The organism is Marinobacter sp. E2 (genome assembly GCF_055755345.1).
On the sequence record NZ_CM146911.1, the window covers coordinates 538,262 to 559,731 of the forward strand.

General features: G+C 60.1%; 15 protein-coding genes, 1 tRNA gene and 1 pseudogene. 8 read left to right on the forward strand and 9 right to left on the reverse strand.

Annotated features, from left to right (window positions below; all coding sequences use genetic code 11):
- Window positions 1-259: 259 nt before the first annotated feature.
- Window positions 260-976, reverse strand: a complete 717-nt coding sequence (rph, locus tag AC0J1C_RS02375) for a ribonuclease PH (protein WP_473045469.1) — start codon at window positions 974-976, stop codon at window positions 260-262.
- Window positions 977-1,143: 167 nt separating this feature from the next.
- Here rph and AC0J1C_RS02380 point away from each other — a divergent pair, with 167 nt between their 5' ends.
- Complete coding sequence (locus AC0J1C_RS02380) at window positions 1,144-2,010, forward strand: YicC/YloC family endoribonuclease (RefSeq protein ID WP_473045470.1); 867 nt, start codon at window positions 1,144-1,146, stop codon at window positions 2,008-2,010.
- A gap of 18 nt (window positions 2,011-2,028) precedes the next feature.
- On the opposite strand, the gene AC0J1C_RS02385 is transcribed toward AC0J1C_RS02380, so the two are convergent.
- Window positions 2,029-2,859: an RluA family pseudouridine synthase gene (locus AC0J1C_RS02385; RefSeq protein ID WP_473045471.1), complete on the reverse strand. Its 831-nt coding sequence runs from the start codon at window positions 2,857-2,859 to the stop codon at window positions 2,029-2,031.
- Window positions 2,860-3,009: 150 nt separating this feature from the next.
- Between AC0J1C_RS02385 and gmk the strand changes: the two genes are divergently transcribed.
- The 4 genes from gmk to AC0J1C_RS02405 all read left to right on the forward strand — a co-directional run bounded on the left by gmk (window position 3,010) and on the right by AC0J1C_RS02405 (window position 6,743).
- Complete coding sequence (gene gmk, locus AC0J1C_RS02390) at window positions 3,010-3,666, forward strand: guanylate kinase (protein WP_375192509.1); 657 nt, start codon at window positions 3,010-3,012, stop codon at window positions 3,664-3,666.
- Between the two features lie 83 nt (window positions 3,667-3,749).
- Window positions 3,750-3,962, forward strand: a complete 213-nt coding sequence (rpoZ, locus tag AC0J1C_RS02395) for a DNA-directed RNA polymerase subunit omega (protein WP_305967263.1) — start codon at window positions 3,750-3,752, stop codon at window positions 3,960-3,962.
- Between the two features lie 174 nt (window positions 3,963-4,136).
- The gene (locus tag AC0J1C_RS02400; protein ID WP_473045472.1) at window positions 4,137-6,278 is read left to right on the forward strand and encodes a RelA/SpoT family protein; all 2,142 of its coding nucleotides are present in this window, start codon (window positions 4,137-4,139) and stop codon (window positions 6,276-6,278) included.
- A 78-nt stretch (window positions 6,279-6,356) separates the two neighbouring features.
- The gene (locus tag AC0J1C_RS02405; protein WP_091990479.1) at window positions 6,357-6,743 is read left to right on the forward strand and encodes a RidA family protein; all 387 of its coding nucleotides are present in this window, start codon (window positions 6,357-6,359) and stop codon (window positions 6,741-6,743) included.
- Between the two features lie 57 nt (window positions 6,744-6,800).
- Here the strand turns inward: AC0J1C_RS02405 and AC0J1C_RS02410 are convergent, their stop codons facing one another.
- On the reverse strand, window positions 6,801-7,673 hold the full coding sequence (locus tag AC0J1C_RS02410) for an NAD-dependent epimerase/dehydratase family protein (RefSeq protein ID WP_473045473.1): 873 nt from the start codon (window positions 7,671-7,673) through the stop codon (window positions 6,801-6,803).
- Window positions 7,674-7,749: 76 nt separating this feature from the next.
- Here AC0J1C_RS02410 and AC0J1C_RS02415 point away from each other — a divergent pair, with 76 nt between their 5' ends.
- The 3 genes and pseudogenes from AC0J1C_RS02415 to AC0J1C_RS02425 all read left to right on the forward strand — a co-directional run bounded on the left by AC0J1C_RS02415 (window position 7,750) and on the right by AC0J1C_RS02425 (window position 12,308).
- Window positions 7,750-8,709 carry a hydrogen peroxide-inducible genes activator gene (locus AC0J1C_RS02415; protein WP_473045475.1) on the forward strand — a complete coding sequence of 320 codons (960 nt, stop codon included), beginning with the start codon at window positions 7,750-7,752 and terminating at the stop codon, window positions 8,707-8,709.
- A gap of 8 nt (window positions 8,710-8,717) precedes the next feature.
- Window positions 8,718-10,793 carry an ATP-dependent DNA helicase RecG gene (gene recG, locus AC0J1C_RS02420; protein ID WP_473045476.1) on the forward strand — a complete coding sequence of 692 codons (2,076 nt, stop codon included), beginning with the start codon at window positions 8,718-8,720 and terminating at the stop codon, window positions 10,791-10,793.
- 150 nt (window positions 10,794-10,943) lie between these two features.
- Window positions 10,944-12,308 (forward strand): annotated as a pseudogene (locus AC0J1C_RS02425) (HDOD domain-containing protein).
- Window positions 12,309-12,657: 349 nt separating this feature from the next.
- Here AC0J1C_RS02425 and AC0J1C_RS02430 read toward each other — a convergent pair.
- The 6 genes from AC0J1C_RS02430 to AC0J1C_RS02455 form a co-directional block, all read right to left on the reverse strand.
- On the reverse strand, window positions 12,658-13,125 hold the full coding sequence (locus tag AC0J1C_RS02430) for a DUF2489 domain-containing protein (RefSeq protein WP_473045477.1): 468 nt from the start codon (window positions 13,123-13,125) through the stop codon (window positions 12,658-12,660).
- Between the two features lie 15 nt (window positions 13,126-13,140).
- Window positions 13,141-15,435 carry a molybdopterin-dependent oxidoreductase gene (locus AC0J1C_RS02435; protein WP_473045478.1) on the reverse strand — a complete coding sequence of 765 codons (2,295 nt, stop codon included), beginning with the start codon at window positions 15,433-15,435 and terminating at the stop codon, window positions 13,141-13,143.
- Window positions 15,436-15,587: 152 nt separating this feature from the next.
- Window positions 15,588-18,809 carry an Ig-like domain-containing domain gene (locus AC0J1C_RS02440; protein ID WP_473045479.1) on the reverse strand — a complete coding sequence of 1,074 codons (3,222 nt, stop codon included), beginning with the start codon at window positions 18,807-18,809 and terminating at the stop codon, window positions 15,588-15,590.
- Window positions 18,810-18,821: 12 nt separating this feature from the next.
- Complete coding sequence (gene aupA / locus AC0J1C_RS02445) at window positions 18,822-20,159, reverse strand: alkane uptake protein AupA (protein WP_473045481.1); 1,338 nt, start codon at window positions 20,157-20,159, stop codon at window positions 18,822-18,824.
- 284 nt (window positions 20,160-20,443) lie between these two features.
- Complete coding sequence (locus tag AC0J1C_RS02450; RefSeq protein WP_473045482.1) at window positions 20,444-21,169, reverse strand: choice-of-anchor N protein; 726 nt, start codon at window positions 21,167-21,169, stop codon at window positions 20,444-20,446.
- Between the two features lie 180 nt (window positions 21,170-21,349).
- Window positions 21,350-21,426 (reverse strand) — tRNA-Ile (locus AC0J1C_RS02455).
- Window positions 21,427-21,470: the final 44 nt, after the last annotated feature.

The window sequence follows — 21,470 nt, forward strand, 5'->3', positions numbered from 1 at the left end:
TTTCCCCAGACACGCTACGAGCACATCCCTGTGCGCTTGCATCGGGCCATCCATGGCCCTCTACAGTCTGGGAAAACGAAGCCAGATAGACGCCCCGAGCCTTGGAGTGTCACCGAAACGTAGCGGGTTCGGAGGGGGAAGCCTTTCCGGGACCGTCTCCGGCCAGGGAAGGCAGGAGCCGAGCGCACAGGGATGTGCTTGTAGCGTGTCCCGGAAAGGCTTCCCCCTCCGGGCACGCGGGCGACCTGCTCTGCAGTAATCAGCTCTCCAAAGCCGCCTTCTGAATCCCGAACAACTCTTCAATACCCTGCTTCGCCAGAGTCAGCATGCTGTCCAGCTCCGCCTGATCAAACGGCGCGCCTTCAGCAGTTCCCTGGATCTCGATAAAGCCACCCCGGTCGGTCATGATCACGTTCATGTCGGTTTCCGCCTCGGAGTCTTCCGGATAGTCCAGGTCCACCACCGGTGTGCCCTTGTAGACGCCAACGGACAGAGCCGCGACCATCTGCTTGAGGGGGGATTTCTTCAGCCGCTTCTCGGCAACCAGATGGTTGAGGGCATCCACCAGTGCCACGCAGCCACCTGTGATGGCCGCAGTTCGGGTGCCGCCGTCGGCCTGAATGACGTCGCAGTCAACGGTGATGGTGTGCTCACCCAGGGCCTCGAGATCCACCGCAGCGCGCAGGGAGCGGCCAATCAGTCGCTGGATTTCAACGGTGCGCCCGCCCTGTTTGCCGCGAGCGGCTTCCCGGCCCATGCGGCTGCCGGTGGAGCGGGGCAGCATGCCGTATTCCGCGGTGATCCAGCCCTTGCCTTCGCCCCGCAGAAACGGGGGAACCTTGTTTTCGACGGACGCGGTGCAGATAACCTTGGTGTCGCCGAATTCCACCAGTACGGAACCTTCGGCGTGTCGGGTGTAGTTGCGGGTGATTCGAACATCTCTCGGTTGCTCGGGCGTTCTGCCGCTTGGACGCATAGTATTTCCTGAAGTCTGTATTGAATGTCCGGGCCGCGACCCGGTCGGTGGTTTGTCGAAAAGGCCCGTGAGTATAACACGATGGCCTGTGCCGTTTGTCCGGTTCGCGGATGACGTTAAGAGCCTGTTAAACTCGAGTGCATGTTGCAAACAGGAGCGGCACTGAAATGATCCGAAGTATGACAGCGTTTGCCCGTAAGGATGTCCAGGGGGAGTGGGGCACGCTCACCTGCGAAATCCGGACGGTTAACCACCGCTACCTGGAGCCCTCATTCCGGTTGCCGGACGCCTTCCGGGAGCTTGAAAACCGGTTTCGGGAGGCCCTGCGTACCCATCTGAAACGCGGCAAGGTGGATGTGTCCATGCGCCTGCAGTCCGCTGAGAAAGGCGTCCAGAGTTTCGAGGTCAGTGAGGATATGGCCCAGGCGGTCAATGAAGCCGCCAACCACATCAACAAGATGCTCGATAACCCGGCGCACATCAACGCGCTGGATATTCTCCGATGGCCGGGCGTGCTTTCGGTGCCGGAGCAGGACTATGGTCCTGCAAAAGAGGCCGCCGTTGGACTGTTCAAGCAAACCGTGGCCGAGCTTGCCTCGGTGCGCGAGCGCGAGGGCGAACGGCTGAGGCCTTTGTTCGAGGATCGCCTGAACGCCATGGCGAAGCTGGTGGCGGACGTGCGCCAGCGTATGCCGGAGTTGCTGGAAGCCCAGGAAAAGAATCTGCGGGAACGCTTTGAAAAAGCCCGCGTTGAGCTCGATGCCGAACGGGTGGCCCAGGAGATGGTGATGCTGGCCCAGAAGAGCGACGTGGCCGAGGAGCTGGATCGTCTGGATGCCCACATCGGCGAAGTGACGGACACCCTCAAGAACGACGATGCCATCGGTCGCCGGCTGGATTTCCTGATGCAGGAGCTGAACCGGGAGGCCAACACCCTGAGCAGCAAGAGCATTGATGCCGGCGTGACACGTGTTGCGGTTGATCTGAAGGTCTTGATCGAGCAGATGCGTGAGCAGGTGCAGAACCTGGAGTGACGCAGGCTTGCCCGGGCCTCAGTTACCCTCGAGCGTGTCCAGTTCCCCGGGCAGTTCGATCTCGCGTTTCTGCCGGGTCAGCGGGCAGTCGAAGGCGAGATAAACGGCCAGCAGCTGTAGCGGCTGTTTGGCGGGGCGTCCGTAGAGACGATCGCCGATGATGGGATGTCCCAGGCCCGCCAGGTGGCGGCGAATCTGGTGCTTGCGCCCGGTTTCAATGGTGACGGACAGCAAGGATGTCTGGTTCTCCTGGTCGGTTTCCAGGGTTGAGACCCTGCTGAGTGCGGGCTTTCCCTCGACTGGCGCATCGACAGACTGATCCTTGATGTCCAGTAATCCGCTCACCCTGGCCCGATAGTGCTTGGTCATGGATCGTTCGCTGAACTGCTTTGAGAGCGCCCCCGCCGCCTTGGGGTCGTGGGCTATCAGCATCAGTCCGGCCGCATCGGCGTCCAGCCGGTGGACCAGAAAGCAGGGTTTGTTCAGTCGGGTTTCGGCCAACCGCAGGAGGCTGCAATGGTCACCCCACTGGGAGCCCTGGGCCAGCACGCCGTGGGGTTTGAACCACGCGGTGTAGCGGCCGAAGTCCGCAAGCAGCATCGGTTCGGCCGGTTTCCGGGCCAGCACCGACTCATCGTAGAATAACTCCAGGCGAACGCCTGGCTTGAGCTCTTTGGTCGCTCGTCGCAGCCTCAGTCGTTTGCCCTTGTGGGTCCACCAGCAGGCCCCTTTGGTCATCGCGTCCTTGAGTTTCTGCTTTGAAAGCTCCTTCGGCAGCCCCGGGGCCTGGCTCAGGGCATCAATCGCCTTGCCCGGTTCGGTGAGAGTGATGTCGATGGTGGTGCGCATGGCTTGGTTTCTGGGTCCGGTGTCAGTGGTGGCAATAGTATCAGCTGACGGCGCCCCGGGGTGCGGTGATTTGCCAAAGTCCGTATAATTCCGTGTTTTAGCGGCTGGCGCAGGGGCGGCCGTTGGAGCCAGTTTTGGAGTTCTCGCCTTATGAGTCAGGCAGTTGAGCACGCAGTTGAGGCAGCTGAGAAGGGTACCCTCTATGTGATTTCGGCGCCGTCCGGCGCCGGCAAAACCAGCCTGGTGGCGGAAATGCTTCGCAATGATAGCCAGCTGGGCGTGTCGATTTCCCATACCACCCGGGCCATGCGCGCGGGTGAGCAGAACGGGGTGAATTATCACTTCGTTGATCGCGCCGAGTTCGAGGCCATGATCGCCCGGGGTGATTTCCTGGAGCACGCCGACGTGTTTGGCAACTACTACGGCACCTCCCACATCTGGGTTCGTGAGACTCTGGCCAGGGGGCAGGATGTCATCCTGGAGATCGACTGGCAGGGCGCGGCCCAGGTTCGCCGGTTGATGCCCGAATGTGTCTGTATTTTTATCGTCCCGCCGTCGCCGGAAGTGTTGCGTGAGCGACTTGTGGGTCGCGGGACCGACGCGCCGGACGTGGTGGAGCGCCGACTTGCCGAGGCCAGGGAAGAATGTCGCCACGCGGTGGAGTTTGATTTCCTGGTGGTCAACGATGATTTTGCCACCGCCCTGGCGGATTTGCTGGCCATTGTGCGGGCCCAGCGCCTTCGTATGACGGTGCAGCAAACAAGGCACCGGGATCTGCTGGCGGGACTCTCGGACCCGGCGCAGTAGGGGGTTTTCCTGTATACAAATTGCACCGGTCACAGTAAACTGTGCAGTCTGCTGAATCAGTCATTTTATTTGTCGGGGAAGTTATGGCACGAGTTACCGTAGAAGATTGCCTGGAAAACGTTGATAACCGCTTCCAGCTGGTCATGCTGGCTACCAAGCGTGCCCGTCAGCTCGCGACCAAGGGCGCCGAGCCGATGGTGGCCGAAGAGAACGACAAGCCGACGGTGATTGCCCTGCGCGAAATCGCCGAAGGCAAGATTACTCGGGATCTGCTCAAGGAAGACGACGACGAGTAAGCGATCTGCGCAAAACAGGTATATAAGTACCTGTGCGCAAGTGAGACGCATTGAAATCTGTCCCCGCGGTTTTATAGTGTAGCTATAGAGCGTTGCTGGAAGGACTATGGAAGGACCCGGATGCGTGCATTCGGGTTTTTTTGTCCCTGAATTTCATGAGCTTGTGGAGGCGCGGTGTCGGCAGAGGCGACGGTTGAAGGGCTGGCCAGGGAGCTGAGCTCCTATCTGGATACCAATCGCATCAATCAGGTGCGACGGGCCTACTATTACGCCGAACAGGCCCACGAGGGCCAGATGCGCAAAAGCGGCGACCGCTACATTACTCACCCCCTGGCCGTTGCCCATATTCTTGCCGATCTGCGACTGGACCATCAGAGCCTGATGGCCGCCATGCTTCACGACGTGATCGAAGACACCGGCATTCCCAAGGATGCCCTGGCCGAGCAGTTCGGCGAGGATGTGGCGGAACTGGTGGATGGCGTCAGCAAGCTTACCCAGATTGAGTTTCGGTCCCGGGCGGAAGCCCAGGCCGAGAACTTCCAGAAAATGACCCTGGCCATGGCCCGGGACATCCGCGTGATCCTTGTAAAACTGGCGGACCGCCTGCACAACATGCGCACCCTCGGGCCCATGCCCTACGAGAAACGCCAGCGCATCGCCAACGAGACCCTGGACATCTATGCCCCCATTGCCAACCGGCTCGGCATGCATTCCATCTGCACCGAACTGGAGGACCTGGGTTTCTCCTCCCTGTACCCCATGCGCTCCAAATACATCTCCAAGGCAGTTGAGAAACTGCGGGGGAGCCATCGGGAAATTATTGAAGATATCCGCGGCAAACTGCAGGAAAAGCTCGAGGAGAGGGGGCTGCCTGGCCGGATCCTGGGCCGGGAAAAGCACCTGAACAGCATCTACAACAAGATGAAGTTCAAGCAGAAATCCTTCCACGAAATCATGGATGTGTATGCCTTCCGGATCATCACCGATACCGAGGATGACTGCTATCGCATCCTGGGTGCGGTGCACAGCCTGTACAAGCCGCTGCCGGGCCGTTTCAAGGATTACATCGCCATGCCTAAGGCAAACGGCTACCAGTCCCTGCACACCACGCTGTTTGGCATGCATGTGAACATCGAGATCCAGATCCGCACCGAGGAAATGGAGCACATTGCCAACAATGGTATTGCCGCCCACTGGATGTACAAGAACGAGCCAAGCAGTGTCACCAGCGTGAATCAGGCCCGAGTGGACCGTTGGGTGAAAGGGCTGATGGAGATGCGCGAGCGGGCCGACGACTCCATGGAGTTCATCGAGCACGTGAAGGTGGATCTGTTCCCCGATGAAATCTACGTGTTCACGCCCAAGGGCCGCATCATGGAGCTGCCCAGCGGCGCGACGCCGGTGGATTTCGCCTACGCTATCCACACCGACATCGGCAACGCCACGGTTGCCTGCCGGATCAACCGTAATCTGGGCTCCCTGAGTCAGCCGCTGCAGAGTGGGCAGACCGTCGAGATCATCACCGCTCCGGGAGCCCGTCCGAACCCGGCGTGGCTGAGCTTCGTGGTCACCGGCAAGGCCCGAAGCAGCATCCGCCATGTCCTCAAGAGCCAGAAGCGGGCGGAATCCCTGGAACTGGGTCGCACGCTGCTCAAGCGCTCCCTGAAGGGCTTTGGCACCCGGCTTTCCGAGATCAGTGATGCCCAGAAGCAGGCGGTGGTCAATCACAACCAGGTGAACAGCTTTGACGACCTGATCAGCGATATCGGACTCGGAAACCGTATGGCGTATCTGGTGGCGCGGCAACTGGTGACCGGCTCCGAAGCTGCTGAAACCAGCGGAGAAACCCGGGATATCGAGGGTGGCAACCATAGTCCGGTTACTATTCGGGGCACGGAAGGGCTGCTGGTGCGTTTCGCCAGCTGTTGCAAGCCTATCCCGGGCGACCCGGTAGTGGGCGTGATGGATTCCGGTCGTGGCATGATTATCCACTCGGACACCTGTTCCCGGTTGCCGGAGGACGATGAGGGGCGGGCCCGCCTGACGCACCTCAAGTGGGCCAAGGATATTACCGACGAGTTTTCCGTGGAACTCCGCGTTGAGCTTGAGCGCCAGCGTGGAGTGATTGCCGAGATGGCCAATGCGGTGGCCATGGCCGACGGCAACATCGAGCGCATCAACGTGGAGGAGCAGAACGCCCGCTTCGGGGTTGTCAGCCTTGTGGTCCACGTGAACGGGCGCAAGCACCTGGCACGGGTGATGCGGCGGATTCGTAACATCCGGGCCATCACTCACATCAGTCGAGTACGGCACTGACCGCGACCAAAGCCCGGTTGACAGTCGCACAGCCCAGGGGTGACGATTGGCGTTTTGCAAACGAGGAATACTAGGGTCATGACCAACAAATCCGTAATCCAGACCGAGAATGCCCCCCAGGCGATTGGTACCTACTCCCAGGCAGTAAAAGCCGGTGACACGGTGTACCTGTCTGGCCAGATTCCTCTGGTGCCCGAAACCATGGAGGTGGTACCCGGTGATTTCTCCGCCAAGACCCGTCAGGTGTTCGACAACCTCAAGGCGGTCTGTGAGGCAGCGGGCGGCGAACTCAAGGATATTGTAAAACTCAATATCTACATGACCGACCTGGCGAACTTTGCCACCGTGAATGAAATCATGGCGACTTACTTCCAGGAGCCTTACCCGGCCCGTGCCGCGGTGGGTGTTGCCGCGTTGCCCAAGGGCGTGCCCATTGAAATGGAAGCGGTGATGGTGCTCAGCTGATTCCGGATTCCGGTTCCAGCAGACAGAAAAGGCGGCCCTGGCCGCCTTTTTGCGTTCTCAGCCGGTGAGGTTATCGATCATTGGCCGGTAGCCCGCCCGAAAATCCGGATAGCGGAAGGTGAAGCCGGTGGCCAGGAGACGGGTATTGGAGCAGCGTTTGCTGCCCGCCCTGCCGCCTTTTCGAGCATCGGGAGTAGGCTCCGCGCATGGCGTTTGTTGCTGCACCCAGCGGACCACTTCGTCCAGCCGCACTGGCTCACAGTCGCTGGCGATATAGTGGGGTTCAAGCTGTTTGCCTGCAAGCGACTGCCTGATCAGATACGCGGCGGCCTCGGCCGCGTCTTGCTCATGAATGCGGTTGCTGAATGGCGCCGGTGACTGCGGGTCCATCCGTCCGGCAATCACCTCTTCCAGGAAGCGCCGGCGCGACGGGCCATAGATACCGCTGAAACGAATCACCGTGGCCGGGTGGCCGCTTTCAAGGGCCACCTGTTCGCCGGCCAGTACCAGTTGGCCGCTGAAGCGTGCCGGCTCTGTGGCACTGGATTCATCCACCCAGCTGTCATCATCCTGAGCGTAGACGCTGGTGCTGCTGATAAAGAACAGGTGTCGCAGCGACTGGCCGCCCAGGGCGTCGAGCAGATTTTTCAGGCCGGTGACATAGGCATTGCGATACCCTTCCTCGTCATAGCTCGACGGCGTGAGGCAGTACAGAATGATATCCAGGCGATCGGGCAGCCTTCCGGCGAGCGTTTCCGGTCGGGTCAGGTCGGCCCCAATACCGGTCACTCCGGCCGGTACCTGATCGGGATTCCGGCGCAGGCCGAATACGTCGGCGTCGCCCGCAAGGCGGGAAGCGATGGCCCCACCGAGCTTGCCGCAGCCGGCAATCAGGATTCGGGGGCGCTCGCTGTGTTCAGTGATTGCCATAGACAATTTCAATCCTTATGCTTTAGCTCATAAATAAGTGAAACTTCGACCCGCATCGATCTGACCGGAGCTCACCATGACTCTCACCGAGTTACGATACGTCGTTACGCTGGCCCGTGAAAGGCATTTTGGCCGGGCCGCCGAGCGCTGCCATGTCAGCCAGCCAACCCTCAGCGTTGCCGTGAAAAAGCTTGAGGATGAGCTGGGCATCCCCCTGTTTGAACGCAGCAAGAGCAGCATCCGGGTCACCGAGACGGGCCAGCGGATCATTGAGCAGGCCCAGCGGGTACTGGACCAGGTCGGCCTGATCCGGGACATGGCCCAGGACGGCAAGAATCAGCTCAACTCGCCTTTGAAAGTCGGTGCCATCTACACCATCGGTCCCTATCTGTTCCCGCACCTGCTACCGGAACTGAGGCGGGCGGCGCCGGAAATGCCCTTGTACATCGAGGAAAACTACACGGCCAACCTGCGGCAGAAGCTCCGCCAGTCGGAACTGGATGCCATCATCATCGCGCTGCCCTTCGAAGAGCCAGAGGTGGTGACACTGCCGTTGTATGACGAACCCTTCGTGGTGTTGTTGCCGGCGGGGCATCCGTTGGCCGCGAAAGACCAGTTGACCGCCGATGAACTGGCCCGTGAACAGCTGCTGCTGCTTGGTCCCGGTCACTGTTTCCGTGACCAGGTGCTGGAGTCCTGCCCACCGCTGGTGGAAGCCGTGACCCACCGTGCCGATACCGGCTCGCCGGCACTGGTTACTGAGGGTAGCTCCCTGGAAACCATTCGCCACATGGTGGCGTCCGGCCTCGGCATTACCGTGCTGCCGTTGTCGGCGGCTACCGCCATGCAGTACCACGAGGATATCCTGGCGGTGCGCCCGTTTGCCCCGCCGGTGCCGTTCCGCACGGTGGCTCTGGCGTGGCGGGTAACCTTCCCACGGCCCAAGGCGATTGACGTGCTCTCACTGGCAGCGAGCCAGTGCCGGGTGATCGAAAAAGCCAAGACGGATACACCTGCCGTGGCCGAAAGTGCCTGAGTCTTCCCATGACGTCACTGGATGACATCCCGGTCACCCAGCTCAAGGGCGTAGGAAGCGCCCTGGCGGAGAAGCTTGCCAAGCTGGGTATCGACTCGCTTCAGGATCTCCTTTTTCATCTTCCGCATCGCTATGAGGACCGGACCCGGGTTGTGCCCATGGGCAGTCTGCGTATCGGCGATGTGGCGGTGGTGGAAGGGGAGGTAATGAAGGCCGACCTGGTGATGGGTCGGCGCCGCAGCCTGCAGGTAACACTCAGAGACAGTTCCGGGTTCCTCGTCATGCGGTTTTTTCATTTCAACGCCGCCCAGAAGAACCAGCTGAGCGAGGGGGCAAGAGTGCGCTGCTTCGGTGAGGTTCGGCCAGGCCGGGCAGGCTACGAATTTTATCACCCGGAGTACCAGGTTAACCCGCCGCCCATGTCGCCGGAAGGTCAGGCCACGCTGACACCGGTCTACCCCCTGACCGAAGGCATTCAGCAGCCCCGGGTGCGCTCCCTGTGCCAGCAGGCCCTGGGCTATCTGCAGCGCTATCCGATCAGGGACTGGCTGCCGGAACACCTGTTGGCCGAGTACCAACTGCCAGCCATTACAGAAGCCGTGCAACTGGTGCATGCCCCGCCAGCAAATGCTCCGGTTCACCTGCTGATGGAGGGTCGCCATCCCGCCCAGCAACGGCTCGTCATGGAGGAGCTGCTGGCGCACCAGTTGAGCCTGCTCCAGGTGCGTGAACAGATCCAGGCCCGTGAGGCCCTGCCGCTCTTGCCCACCGGCGACCTGCCGGAACGCTTTCTCGATGCCCTGCCGTTTTCACTCACCGGCGCCCAGCGCCACGTGCTGGCGGATATCCGGCAGGATCTGAGTCAGCCCCTGCCCATGCTTCGTCTGGTGCAGGGCGACGTCGGTTCCGGTAAAACCGTGGTCGCGGCCCTGGCGGCCCTGCAGGCCATTGGCGCTGGCGCCCAGGTGGCCCTGATGGCGCCAACGGAAATTCTCGCCGAACAGCACTTCCAGAATTTCCGGGCCTGGCTGGAGCCGCTGGGCATACGGCTGGCGTGGCTGTCAGGTAAGGTCAAGGGCAGGGCGAGGACCGAGGCCCTGTCGTCTGTCAGTTCCGGCGAGGCGGCGGTGGTGATCGGCACCCATGCACTGTTCCAGGATGAGGTAGCGTTCCAGCGCCTGGCGCTGGTGATTGTCGACGAGCAGCACCGGTTCGGGGTCCATCAACGGCTGGCCCTTCGGGAGAAAGGCGTGGGAGGAGCCCTGGCGCCGCACCAGCTGATCATGACAGCAACGCCGATTCCCCGTACGCTGGCGATGAGTGCCTATGCCGACCTCGACACTTCGGTGATTGACGAATTGCCGCCGGGCCGAAAGCCCATCGAGACCATTGTGATACCCGACAGCCGCCGGGAAGATGTGATCGACCGGGTTCGGAACGCCTGCCGCGACGGACGGCAGGCCTATTGGGTGTGTACCCTGATCGAAGAATCCGAAGCCCTGCAATGCCAGGCGGCAGAGGTGACCGCCGGTGAGCTGGCGGAGCGGCTTCCAGAGCTGAACGTCGGTCTGGTGCATGGCCGGCTCAAGGCTCAGGAAAAGGCGGCGGTGATGGATCAGTTCAAGGCTGGAGATCTGGACCTCCTGGTGGCGACGACCGTGATTGAAGTGGGCGTGGATGTACCCAATGCCTCACTGATTATCATCGAGAATCCGGAGCGACTCGGTCTGGCCCAGCTGCATCAGCTGCGCGGCCGGGTGGGCCGTGGCGAGCAGGCGAGTTTCTGCGTGCTGATGTACCATCCGCCGCTCTCTGAGAATGGCCGGGCGCGGCTTCAGGCGCTCAGGGACAGTCAGGATGGCTTTTTTATTGCTGAGAAGGATCTCGAGATCCGGGGGCCGGGCGAGGTTCTGGGCACCCGGCAAACCGGTATGATGCAGTTCAGGCTGGCGGATTTCGAGCGAGACAAGGGCTGGATTGAGCCGGTCCGGAAGATGGCGCCTGAGCTCATGGCGCAGCCGGAGGTAGTGCGTGCCCTGGTACGCCGCTGGTTGGGCGAGAAAACCCGTTACGGTGACGTCTGAGGTCGTCTGTTTCCGATTCCGGGGCGTAATTTGAGTCTGGAAATGGAGTTCGATCAATACCCGGGTGGTGAGTTTGCCCTATACTGAGCATAAAGAAACCGATCAGGAACGGAATTTCCGACAGAAAACAGCAACATTCGGGAGAGAACTATGGATTTACCTGTTGCGGTTCAGCAGGCACTGGGTGATTCCGCGTCCGGGGTATCATTGCGCGATGCCGGCCAGGCCAGTCACGGCGAACTGCTTCGAATGGTCCTGCTGAGCGATGGACAGGGCAACCTCCAGGTCATCTGCCGCAAGGACGATATGATTGACCTGGAATAGTTGAACAAGAGGCTTGGTCGGGATTTGCGCCTGATGAAGCGTCGGGAGCAGGTGCGCGTGCGTGAACGGGCGGGGCTCAAGGCCTTGCCAGCGCTGCCCTCCCTGACCGGCTGGCCCACCGTGGTAGACACGCGAGTGGACGAGTTACCGGCAGTGGCCCTGGAGCTGGGCGAGCAGAATCTGGCCATGGTAATGCCGGCTGAGGATTTCCGGCTGCTTACTGCCAAGGCGGACCGTTTCAGCTTTGTGGTGCCGCCCGAGTCCATCGCCGTGAACCTCACCGACCACGGCCGCGACCGGGACCAGCTCCATTCAGCCATCAAGAAATTCACCGGCATGAGAATCCAGCAGCGGCTGGAAGACACGCTCGAACTGCCCCCGTTGCCGGAGACCGCTCAGCGAATCATTCATCTTCGGGTAAACCCGAACGCGGTCATGGGAGACCTGGTGGATATCGTCGAGAGCGACCCCAGCCTGGCGGCCCAGGTGGTCAGTTGGGCCTCTTCCTCGTTCTATGCGGCAGCCGGTCAGGTCCGTTCGGTGCATGACGCGGTTTCACGTGTGCTCGGCTTTGATCTGGTGATGAACCTGGCCATGGGGCTCTCTCTTGGCCGAGCCCTGAAACAGCCTCAGGATCACCCCGATGGCTACGTCGACTACTGGCAGCAGGCCATTTGGCAGGCCCAGTCCGCCGGCATCCTGGCCAGCATGATGCCCCGGGGAGAGCGCCCGGTGTTCGGGCTCGCCTACCTGGCGGGACTGTTGCACAATTTCGGGCACCTGGTATTGGCGCAGGTGTTTCCACCGCATTTCAAGCTGGTGTGTCGATCCCTGGAAGTCAATCCCGACATCGATTCCTCGGTGATTGAGCACTACCTGCTGGGAGTCACCCGTGAGCAGATTGCCGCTCAACTGATGGAAAACTGGGGCATGCCCGATGAAGTGACCCTGGCCATTCGCTACCAGAAGAACCCCGAATACAGCGGTGACCAGAATGTTTATGCCAGACTGCTGTGGCTTGGACGCCAGCTGTTGACCGCCAGAGGCGTGGCCCTTGGCGCCGGCGAAGACGTGAGCCAGAGCGTTTACGACCGCCTGGGCCTGAATCGTGAGCAGGTGGAGGAGCAATTCGACGAGCTGGTGCTGAGCAAGGACAGTGTCATGGCCATGGCCGGCATGATGAGCCAGTAACCCCTGATCGCTCCTGCTCACCCGAGTCAAAATCCCCGCAGCACAACCTAAAAAAGCCGGCCAAATGGCCGGCAAGCTCACCCGCTTATCGCAGAGTCGTCCAAACGTATCAGGAGAAAACAACGTAGGGCTGCGTCCGCCGCAGAGATCTGGATGCTGCCCTACTTTTTAAGTTAGACCCTGCGGGAGAAAAGAAAAGTCAATAGTTGCGGGCAACGCATCGTGAGCGTGTCGTCACTTTTTTGGGGCACCGCAACTGTCTGTTTTTGAATAAAAAGGAAGCGCTGACTCGTGCCTTCTGGTTACAAAAAATTACAAAAAGCCGGTCTGACCAGTCGGTCTTGCCCGTCTAATGATCGGCAGGAAACCGGTGCAGACGCAGGGCGGTGGCCGCGCGTCGAATCTCGTCGGCGTGCTGCTTTTCCACCTCAAAGCGCTCACGATCCATCTTCTCCACAAAGCGGGTTTCGGTGGCCTGTCTAGCCCGGTGGGTGGGCATGTGCTGGAGCTGGTCATGCACTTGCTGAAACACATGAAACGGTGACTGCTCAAGCAGTTCGGGCTCAATGTGGTCAAGAAGGCCTTTGAGCCTGAGGCACGCCTCCGAGTATTCGACCTGGTCCGCCTCAATGGCCATCGCAATCACCTGAACGCTCTCGATCATCTCCTGGCGGCGCTTGGCCTGAAACGCCCGCGCCTTGCTCTCCCGCTTACGCCCCTCGGAAATCAGGGCCGCGTGGCGGCGGATAAACACCAGCAGCAGAACGATGGCCATCAGGCCGGCGATGATCAGACTCCATTGCAGCCACTGGGGCATGCTGTTCCTCCCGGTTCAGGCGCGTTTGCGTTGACGTTCCGGCCGCCAGACCTTCACGTTCACCGTTTGCCCGTTCAGTACGGACGTACCGGACAGTGGATCAACGTTATCGTCGCTAAGTACGTCGTTGATGCTGGCGCCGGCGTGATCGGCAGCAATCCGCTGGCCGGTGCCGTCGCGATCGTGCCCCCAGCCGTGGGGTATCGATACTACCCCAGGCATAATGTCTTCGGTGATTTCCACAGGCAAGGTGATTGTCCGCGACTCCGCGCTTATCTGCGCAGAGTCGGATGCCTGCAGGCCCAGCCGGCTGGCGTCTTTCGGGTGGATCATCAGGGTGCAGCGGTCCTTGCCTTTCACCAGGCGATGGCTGTTGTGCATCCAGGAGTTGTTACTGCGAACGTGGCGCCGCCCGATCAGCTGCAGCGCCCCGGGGAACGGGGCGGTCAATGCCTCGTGCAGGCGACCCAGATCTTCCAGATAGCGTCGTGGCGCCAGGTTGATCTTGCCGTCGCGGGTGTACAGGCGATCCGGGAGTGACGGTTGCAGCGGACCCAGGTCCACGCCATTGGGATTGTCCTTCAGCGCTTTCAGCGACAGGCCTTTTGGCAGCTCCTGCCAGCGACGATTCAGCGGGCTGAGCTGGGCCAGCCCTCGCAGGGGGTGCCGTTTGGGCAGAATATCCATGGCCAGGTCGACCGCCGGCTGCAAGGCCCCACGGACCCGGCCGACATCTGCACCGTAGGGGCCCGCCCTGAGCAACATGTCCAGGATCGGGTCTGGACCAATCTGTTTGAACGCGCGCCAGCCCAATTCGGCGCGCAGAGGCAGTTGGCCGCCCTTGCGACGTTTCTCCAGGCGATGCGCCAACTCCAGTAAAATCTGCCAGTCGTGACGGCTGTCGGGGCCGGCATCGAAGAGCGCCTCGCTGTACTTGGCAAAATTGCGCACCGCAAACATGCTGAAAATCAGGTCGTAATGGCTCCGTTCCAGCGCCGCCGTGGGAGGCAGTATCACGTCGGCGTGGCACGTGGTCTCGTTCAGGTAGTAGTCCACAGAGACCATGAACTCCAGACCGCCAAGAGCCTCTTCCAGTCGGCGGCCGTTCGGGCTCGACAGCACCGGATTGCCGGCCACGGTCACGAAAGCGCGGATTTGGCCATCGCCGGGGGCCAGCATTTCATCGGCCATGGTGCTGGCCGGGTATTCGCCGGCGAACTCCGGCAGGCTCCGCACCCGGCTGTAACGTTTGCCAAAATGGCCGTTCTGGCCAGACATCGCCCCCAGTTCGACGAGGTCGATGGCCGGTTGAGTGAACAGCACGCCGCCCGGGGCGTCGAGCTTGCCGGTGAGAATGTTCAGGCAGTAGGCCAGCCAGGTGGTGACACCGCCAAAGCTCTGGGTGCTGGTGCCCATACGGGTATACAGGGCCGCCTTGCGGGTTGTGGCCAGGTCCCGGGCCAGGGAACGAATGTCGTCTGCACTCACGCCGGTATGATCGCTGACCGCCTCCGGCGTGTAGGGCAGACTTGCCAAACGGAGCAGGTCGACATCTTTCACCAGTCGCTCCGCCGGCCCCAGGTCCACCAGGTCCTCCTCGAAGAGGGTATGAACTATCGCCATCAGCATCAGGGCATCTGTGCCCGGCCGGATAAAATGGAACTGGTCTGCCAGCTTGGCGGTTTCGGTGCGCCTCGGATCCACCACCACCATGCGCCCACCCCGCTGCTGCAACGCCTTCAGCCTGCCCCGGAAATCCGGCACGGTCATCAGGCTGCCATTGGAGGCCATGGGGTTGGCGCCGATGCAGATAAACAGGTCGGTGTGATCAATATCCGGAATGGGGAACAGGATCTGGTGCCCGAACATTTCCAGGCTGGCCAGCATGTGGGGCAACTGATCGTTGGACGTAGCGGAGAACCGGTTCTGGCTGCCGATGGCGCGCAGGAACGGCATGGTGGTCACCAGGGAACCGTGGTTGTGAACGTTGGGGTTACCGAGGTACACGCCAATGCTGTTCCGGCCGTGGTCTTTCCGGGTCTGGTGGAGCTTGTCTGCCACCAGGTCGAAGGCCTCGTCCCACTCCATTTCCTGCCAGCCGGCCGCCGTTTTGCGAACCGGTTTGCGCAGGCGATCCGGATCCTCGTGCAGATCTTGCAGGGCAACGGCCTTGGGACAGATATGGCCGCGACTGAAGGGATCCTTGTCATCACCCTTGATTGAGGCGATACGGCCGTCTTTCACGTCGATTGCTACCCCACACATAGCCTCGCAAAGGTGACAGGTGCGGTAGTGGGTGCCGTTTTCCATGACGGGTCTCTCCAGATGGCTTGTTGTTTTGGTTTGCGGTTTCGTTGTGCAACCAGATTAACAGGTTTGGTGGTTCAGGTGAAAAATCTGGTTCCCACTCTGAAGGAAAAAAGGCCAGTCCGCAGACTGGCCTTGTGTGGAGAGATTACTAGTTACTGCTCGGCAGGAATCTCTTTGATGGGGTTGGAGATGAAGTTCAAATAAACGCCTTCTCGCGGGATCTCCAATGGAATATTGATGTCACCGCTATCAGTCCCAGATCCGCTGAGGCATTCAGTAAGCGAGTTGCCACCATTGATGCACTGGAGAAAGTCGATGAAACCACCCAGCAGAGGGATTTCGACTTCAACGTTCACATCGATTGGCGGAACGTTGCTATTCCGTTGTTCGATCTGCATTCGCCCATCGTCGAAGAAGGTTATCGGTCCCTCCAGATCGAGACTGAACTCTTTGCTATAAAGGTCATGCGAAAGAGCAGAGGCCAGAGGCAGTGACAGGTTGGGTGCATCCAGTGTCAGATCTGCGGTCGTCTTGGTTTTAAACGTTGGCTTTCCATCTTCACCCTCGACGATAATCCCTTCAACAAGGCCCAATGGGTTGCCTTCACTGGGTTCCCCATAAGTCATGCGGAGGATTTGAGGGCCAGTGGCCTGTTCGCCGAACCCGTCAAGGAACACGCTAGCAGAGGTTGTTGCCAACATAGTGGGGTAAAGCAAGACCCGCACGCCTGGCTTTCCGGTTCCTTCCTCGGTCGTTGGGCCCAGGATTTCCGTGTTGAGCGCGTAGGTCTGATAGATGAATTTGCTCTCGGGGCACTGTTCGGATGCAGAGCACCCAACGCTTGCGCCAACAGGAACACCGAGGGCCGTTGCCTGTTTTCCGACAACCATGAGTTTGGCTGCGTTTGCTGAAGGCAGGAAACCACCTTGGCCATCCGACGCATGATCGAAAGGTTCCAAGCAATCCTGCCCGCCTGCCGTTGTGCAATCGACGACGAAGTTGGCATTCACATCCCGTATCGGCAGGTTCCTCAGCGGTGTATAGACGGTTCTGGTAGCTTCGGTGCCCCTGAAGTAGATCTCCATATTGGGACCACCAATGTCCTCTGGATCAACCAGCAAGTCCGTCTGCAGCGGATAGCCTTTGGTGGAGCAAATAGCGCTGGCGCAATCAAGACTACCCACTGAGGCCATGGTATAGCGGTAATGGGTGCCAACCTGCCATGGCTCATCTGGATAGAAGCGAATTCGCTGGTTATTTTTTTCAAGGCGCCCGGCGACTTCGGAGAAAGTACCGTCGCTGTTAACCTTTTCTACCTTGAAGGTCTCACCCTTCCGGATTGTTCCCAGATCCATCGATTGGGAGAACACGACGACGATAGGACGATCTTCCGGCAGAGTTGTTACAGGCAATACCTGGCCTCGTGGGCCGTCAGGTGCGGCATCAACACACTGTCCGTGGGTACCCGCGTCCAGATCAACACCTGTGGTTACGCAGGGGAAACCAGGGTAGGTCGTCAGTGCCAGAGGAGACGCAACGGACAAGTCAGATGCACCGTTGTCAATTGCAGGCAGTGCAAAGTCGAGGGACTGGCTCATGGCGGAATTACCCGCCAGATCCGTTAGACTCCCGCTGATGTTTAGAGAGTAGGCAATGTCATGTTCGAGACCGCCGGTCGGGTTAATAACCACGGCCGTTCCATCCACGTAGGCTTCGAGCGTACCTTCGGAGATCGTCAGCGGCGTGCCTCCCTCATCCAGGGTCAGGCCATCGGCCAGGGAATCCTCATCAATCGGCTCGTCAAAGTTCAGCACAATCGGATCGCCGGGGCGCTGCATCTGGTCGCGATTACCGGGCGCTGCGCTGTCCGGACCGGGCATCCAGCTCACCAACTGTGGGCCTGTGGTGTCCAGGGTGCGCAACTCGGCGGCGTCCAGTACGGAATCGGCATCGGTGGCTGCTTCAATCCGGAAGGCGATGGTGGAATCAGTGTATTCCTGGCCAAGCAGCTCCGGCTCGACAATGCCAATGGCGTCGATGGTCAACATGCCGTTCTCGACGATGGCGATACCGCTCAGTTCAACGCCGAGCAGATCCTGGGTCAGCGACGCGTTGGGCTGCGCATTCTCGGTGTTCATGGACACATCCATGAACAGCTTCACGTGGCGCGGGGCGCTGAGATCGTCGGTGTAGGGGTTCGGCAGCAAGTACCCGGTGGCGTCGGAGATCATCGTGACCTTGATGTCGCCCGTGGTTTGCAGCTGGCCCGATTCGGCATTCAGTACCGGCACGGTACCATTGATCTTCACATCGAGGCTGCTGCTCGACAGCACGCTGCCCTTGGGAATCCGCAGCGGCAGCGGCTCGCTGGCTTCAAACGATGGTGCGTAGGCCAGCTCGGCGTACAGGCCGCCGGTCTGCTGGGAAGGGCCGGCATTGCCCTGGAGTACCGAGTTGAGAGTGACACCGTTGATGATCTGGCCGTTGAGCTTGGAGGTTCGTGCCTCCTGGCCCGACAGCAGGCCAGAGTCGACCACTTCCTGGAACAGCACAACCGTGGGCCCGGTTTCCCGGGCGGTGAAGCTCTTCTCGAAGTTGAGCGTGGTGCCCGGGCTGGTGAGGCTTGGCAGATCCTTCACCTTCAGGGTGTAGGTAGCGCCGGCGGTCAGTTCGTCAGTCTTCGAACCGCAATCGACCGGCTCGTCAGTCAGGCATGGATCGAGGGTGATCCGGCGCTGATCAACAATGACTTCGGCCGGTACCGTAGCGCCGCTGCTGTCCTCCAGCACGATCTGCCCGCCCATGGCCCGCCAGTCCGGGTGCACTGGCTGGGTGAGTTGCAGTCGGAAAGTGGAGAAGTCGGTGGGGCGCAGCTCTCCGTCCGGTGCCGGAATCATCCGGGCCACAGCGAAGTCCGTGGCCAGGTTGTCGAGGCCTGCGATGCCGCTGAAACCGCCCCGTGTGGTGAACTGGATCCCGTCAGGCCCCTGGGCATTCGGCGTGCCCACCGGGTTGGATCCGGAGGTGACCAAGGGGGAGGTGAAAGTAACGGAGTAGCCGGAGCCCACGTTGAGATTGGCTCTAGGTGACAGCTTGAGACTGCGACCGTTATCCACTTTGGTCACGGTGTAATCGACGGCGCCGGCATCGCCAGACAGTCGAATCTTGTCGCGAATGGTCGCTTCGTCATCGGTAATGGCGTGAGAGAACCGGAGCACGACATCGGCGGTCGGGCTGATGCCCTCCTGCCCATCCGACGGGTAGGTGTACACCACGGAGCCGGGGCCGAGGTCCGGTTTCATGGCCTGCTCTTCGCCGCCACAGGCAGCCAGCAGGAGTGCGGGAATCAGTGCCAGTGTCTTGTTGTAATTCATGGCGAACCCTCCTCAGAACTTCAGGGTAATGGAACCGCTGATGACATGAACATCGCCGTCGGCGGTAACCGGCGTCTCGTTGCCTTCGAAATCAACCAGGGTGAAATCACGCTCCTGCAACTGCTGGTACTGGTATCCAACGTCCAGTCGCACAGGGTACGCCAGCAGGCGCGTGCGGTTGTAAGTGGCGCTGATGCCAAGGCCAACCACGATCTTGTCGGTATCCAGGTAGTTGATTTCCGGGTTGCGCGTGGTTTTGAGGGGTGACTCCTCGTAGGCAATGCCGCCGCGAACGGCGAAGTGCTCGTTCAGTGTGTACTCGGCACCAATGCGGGGGATCAGGATGTCGTCAAAGCCGATCCGGTTGGCCGGGGCTGCAGACTGCTGATCCTTAATGGTGTCAGCGGCGAATTCCTTTTCCAGCTCAGACCAGTTCTGCTGCTCAATGCTGCCGCCCACGCGCCAGTTCTCGCCCTTGTACTGGGCGCCGATGCCAATGGTCTCTGGCTGGAAGGAGTCAATGGTGGTCACAGCGAGGCTGAGGCCGGGCTCTGGAATGGTCTGGGTAACGATGATCTTGGAGTTGACCGAGGTAGAAGCCGAAGACTTGGTTCGATAGGTCAGTGCGGTTTCCCAGCCGTTCAGGAAGCAGTCGCTGTCCGGGCAGAAGGTGCTGCCGAGGTCGATGTTGGTGCCCAGGATCGTTTTCAGCGACGGCTCTGCGTTGACCGCCAGTCGCTCACGGCTGGTTTCGCCGCCGAGGGTGGACACCGCATCCAACTGGGCCTGCGCGTCCAGGGTCACCCGGACAGACGCCCCGGCGGAAATGCCCCGCCAGATCTGGGTGGCACCGCCCACGTTCAGGAACAGCGGCTCCTTGCCGTATTGCAGGAACTGGCCACTCTCGGTAGTGCGCGAGTCGAACGCCAGCATTTCCTTGCCGTACTTTTCAACGCCGGCAATGAAGCCCAGGTACAGGGGATGCTTGAAACGGGTCAGTGAGCCCAGGTTGGTCTTCATGCCGATCAGCACGTGCTGGCTCGGAGAATTCGAAAGTACATCGCCGTTGGCGTTGGGGTTGGCGGAACGTAGCTCCTGCTCGGCGTGGAGAATGCCGGTGGTCAGCTCGCCGCGCGTGTCTTTGGTCAGGTAGGCCGGATTGTAATAGGTGGCAGACACCTGATCGTTGAACATGGACAGGGATTGGGCGGTCGCGACATCGACAGGCATGACGCCGTAGGTGGTGCCGAGGTTGCCCATGCTGGCGGTGGCTGTAAACGGAAGACCTGCTGCGACTGAAACGATGGCAACGGACAGGGCCCGTACTGAGAACCGGGAAGGCATAGCCATTGATACACTCCTGTACTTCTTTGTTGTTGTACTGACGTCATGCGATGGGTGATTGGCGCATGGCGATTATTGTGGTTCAGGGATAGTGTATTCAGCTTGTCTTTTTAGGACGTTGGCTTTTTTGACATGAAATGGCGTCTGTAAAACCAGCGTGGAGGGGGTACAGAACAGGCTCAGGGCGGTAGCGATGCTCTAAGTTGTTCCTGGTGCTGAATTTATTGGCAAAAAAAGGTCCCGGGAGCGGGACCTTTTAGAATGTTAAAAATGTGTCAACTTTTTCGACATCACTTGGCAGCGGCGCGTCTGCGGATTGCAACCAGGCTCATCAGACCAATACCGAACAGCGCGATGGTTGATGGCTCTGCGACTTTGACAGGGTCGCATTCCAGGCTGGTACAGTAGGCAGCGTCTTTCGAGAACGGCGCAAAATCGGTGATTGCTGTCCGTCTGCCATTGGTCTCGCCATAGGTGTAAAGGTCGAAGTGCAGACCATAACCAAAGGCCAGTGATGACGCATCAATCTGAAACACCTTTTTGTACAGCTCTTCGCCGACGGGGCCTGCAGTGCCATCCTGTACGTTGTAGGAGGCAATGGTCGGCAGACCGGCAAAGCTGAACATCAGCTCGTAATAGAAGGTGTCGTAGACGCCATGTGAGCCCAGCTCACCGCCATTCGATACCGTCTCGACGGGCGGTGTGCCATATTCCGAGAGCCCGAGCGATGACAGAGTCACGCCATTTACCGTGACGTTGCCAAGCCCGGCCGGATCTCCGACATTTTCGGTCTGTGGCAGCAGAGCGATCGACAGGTAGTAGTCGACAGAGGTGTCGACACCGCCCACGACACCAAGTGCCCACAGGTCAAAGGTCGGCGAGTTTGTCACGGTGCTTTCTTCTGAGCCCCCGACGTAAGTCCCGCCATCAATATCCAGTTGCAGGGTAGGCACCGCCAAGGCAGAGCCGGCCCCAAGCATTCCAATTGTCAAAGCCGCCAACGTTTTCATGTTCATAGCGACGTCCCTCGCAGTTCTCCATGCTTAGCCTGAGCGAAAATGTCAGGTACCGATTGGATCAAAGCAAAAGCGCGGCCAGAATCCGATTTCCCCAGCTTTTCATGGGTATGGAATCACGACAGGAGAGGGGGCGTCGGCGGGGGTGTAAAATAAATCGACGGCTACGTAATGGAGATATGGTGGGCCCAGCTGGACTCGAACCAGCGACCAAGGGATTATGAGTCCCCTGCTCTAACCAACTGAGCTATAGGCCCGTTCAGCGAACGCTGTCTTGAGAGGTGTTTCCGGGGGGAAACAA

Excerpts from the sequence above, each read along its gene's own strand:
- rph (WP_473045469.1), bottom strand. The coding sequence starts at position 976 with ATGCGTCCAAGCGGCAGAACGCCCGAGCAACCGAGAGATGTTCGAATC.
- AC0J1C_RS02380 (WP_473045470.1), top strand. The coding sequence starts at position 1,144 with ATGATCCGAAGTATGACAGCGTTTGCCCGTAAGGATGTCCAGGGGGAG.
- AC0J1C_RS02385 (WP_473045471.1), bottom strand. The coding sequence starts at position 2,859 with ATGCGCACCACCATCGACATCACTCTCACCGAACCGGGCAAGGCGATT.
- gmk (WP_375192509.1), top strand. The coding sequence starts at position 3,010 with ATGAGTCAGGCAGTTGAGCACGCAGTTGAGGCAGCTGAGAAGGGTACC.
- rpoZ (WP_305967263.1), top strand. The coding sequence starts at position 3,750 with ATGGCACGAGTTACCGTAGAAGATTGCCTGGAAAACGTTGATAACCGC.
- AC0J1C_RS02405 (WP_091990479.1), top strand. The coding sequence starts at position 6,357 with ATGACCAACAAATCCGTAATCCAGACCGAGAATGCCCCCCAGGCGATT.
- AC0J1C_RS02410 (WP_473045473.1), bottom strand. The coding sequence starts at position 7,673 with ATGGCAATCACTGAACACAGCGAGCGCCCCCGAATCCTGATTGCCGGC.
- AC0J1C_RS02415 (WP_473045475.1), top strand. The coding sequence starts at position 7,750 with ATGACTCTCACCGAGTTACGATACGTCGTTACGCTGGCCCGTGAAAGG.
- recG (WP_473045476.1), top strand. The coding sequence starts at position 8,718 with ATGACGTCACTGGATGACATCCCGGTCACCCAGCTCAAGGGCGTAGGA.
- AC0J1C_RS02430 (WP_473045477.1), bottom strand. The coding sequence starts at position 13,125 with ATGCCCCAGTGGCTGCAATGGAGTCTGATCATCGCCGGCCTGATGGCC.
- AC0J1C_RS02435 (WP_473045478.1), bottom strand. The coding sequence starts at position 15,435 with ATGGAAAACGGCACCCACTACCGCACCTGTCACCTTTGCGAGGCTATG.
- AC0J1C_RS02440 (WP_473045479.1), bottom strand. The coding sequence starts at position 18,809 with ATGAATTACAACAAGACACTGGCACTGATTCCCGCACTCCTGCTGGCT.
- aupA (WP_473045481.1), bottom strand. The coding sequence starts at position 20,159 with ATGGCTATGCCTTCCCGGTTCTCAGTACGGGCCCTGTCCGTTGCCATC.
- AC0J1C_RS02450 (WP_473045482.1), bottom strand. The coding sequence starts at position 21,169 with ATGAACATGAAAACGTTGGCGGCTTTGACAATTGGAATGCTTGGGGCC.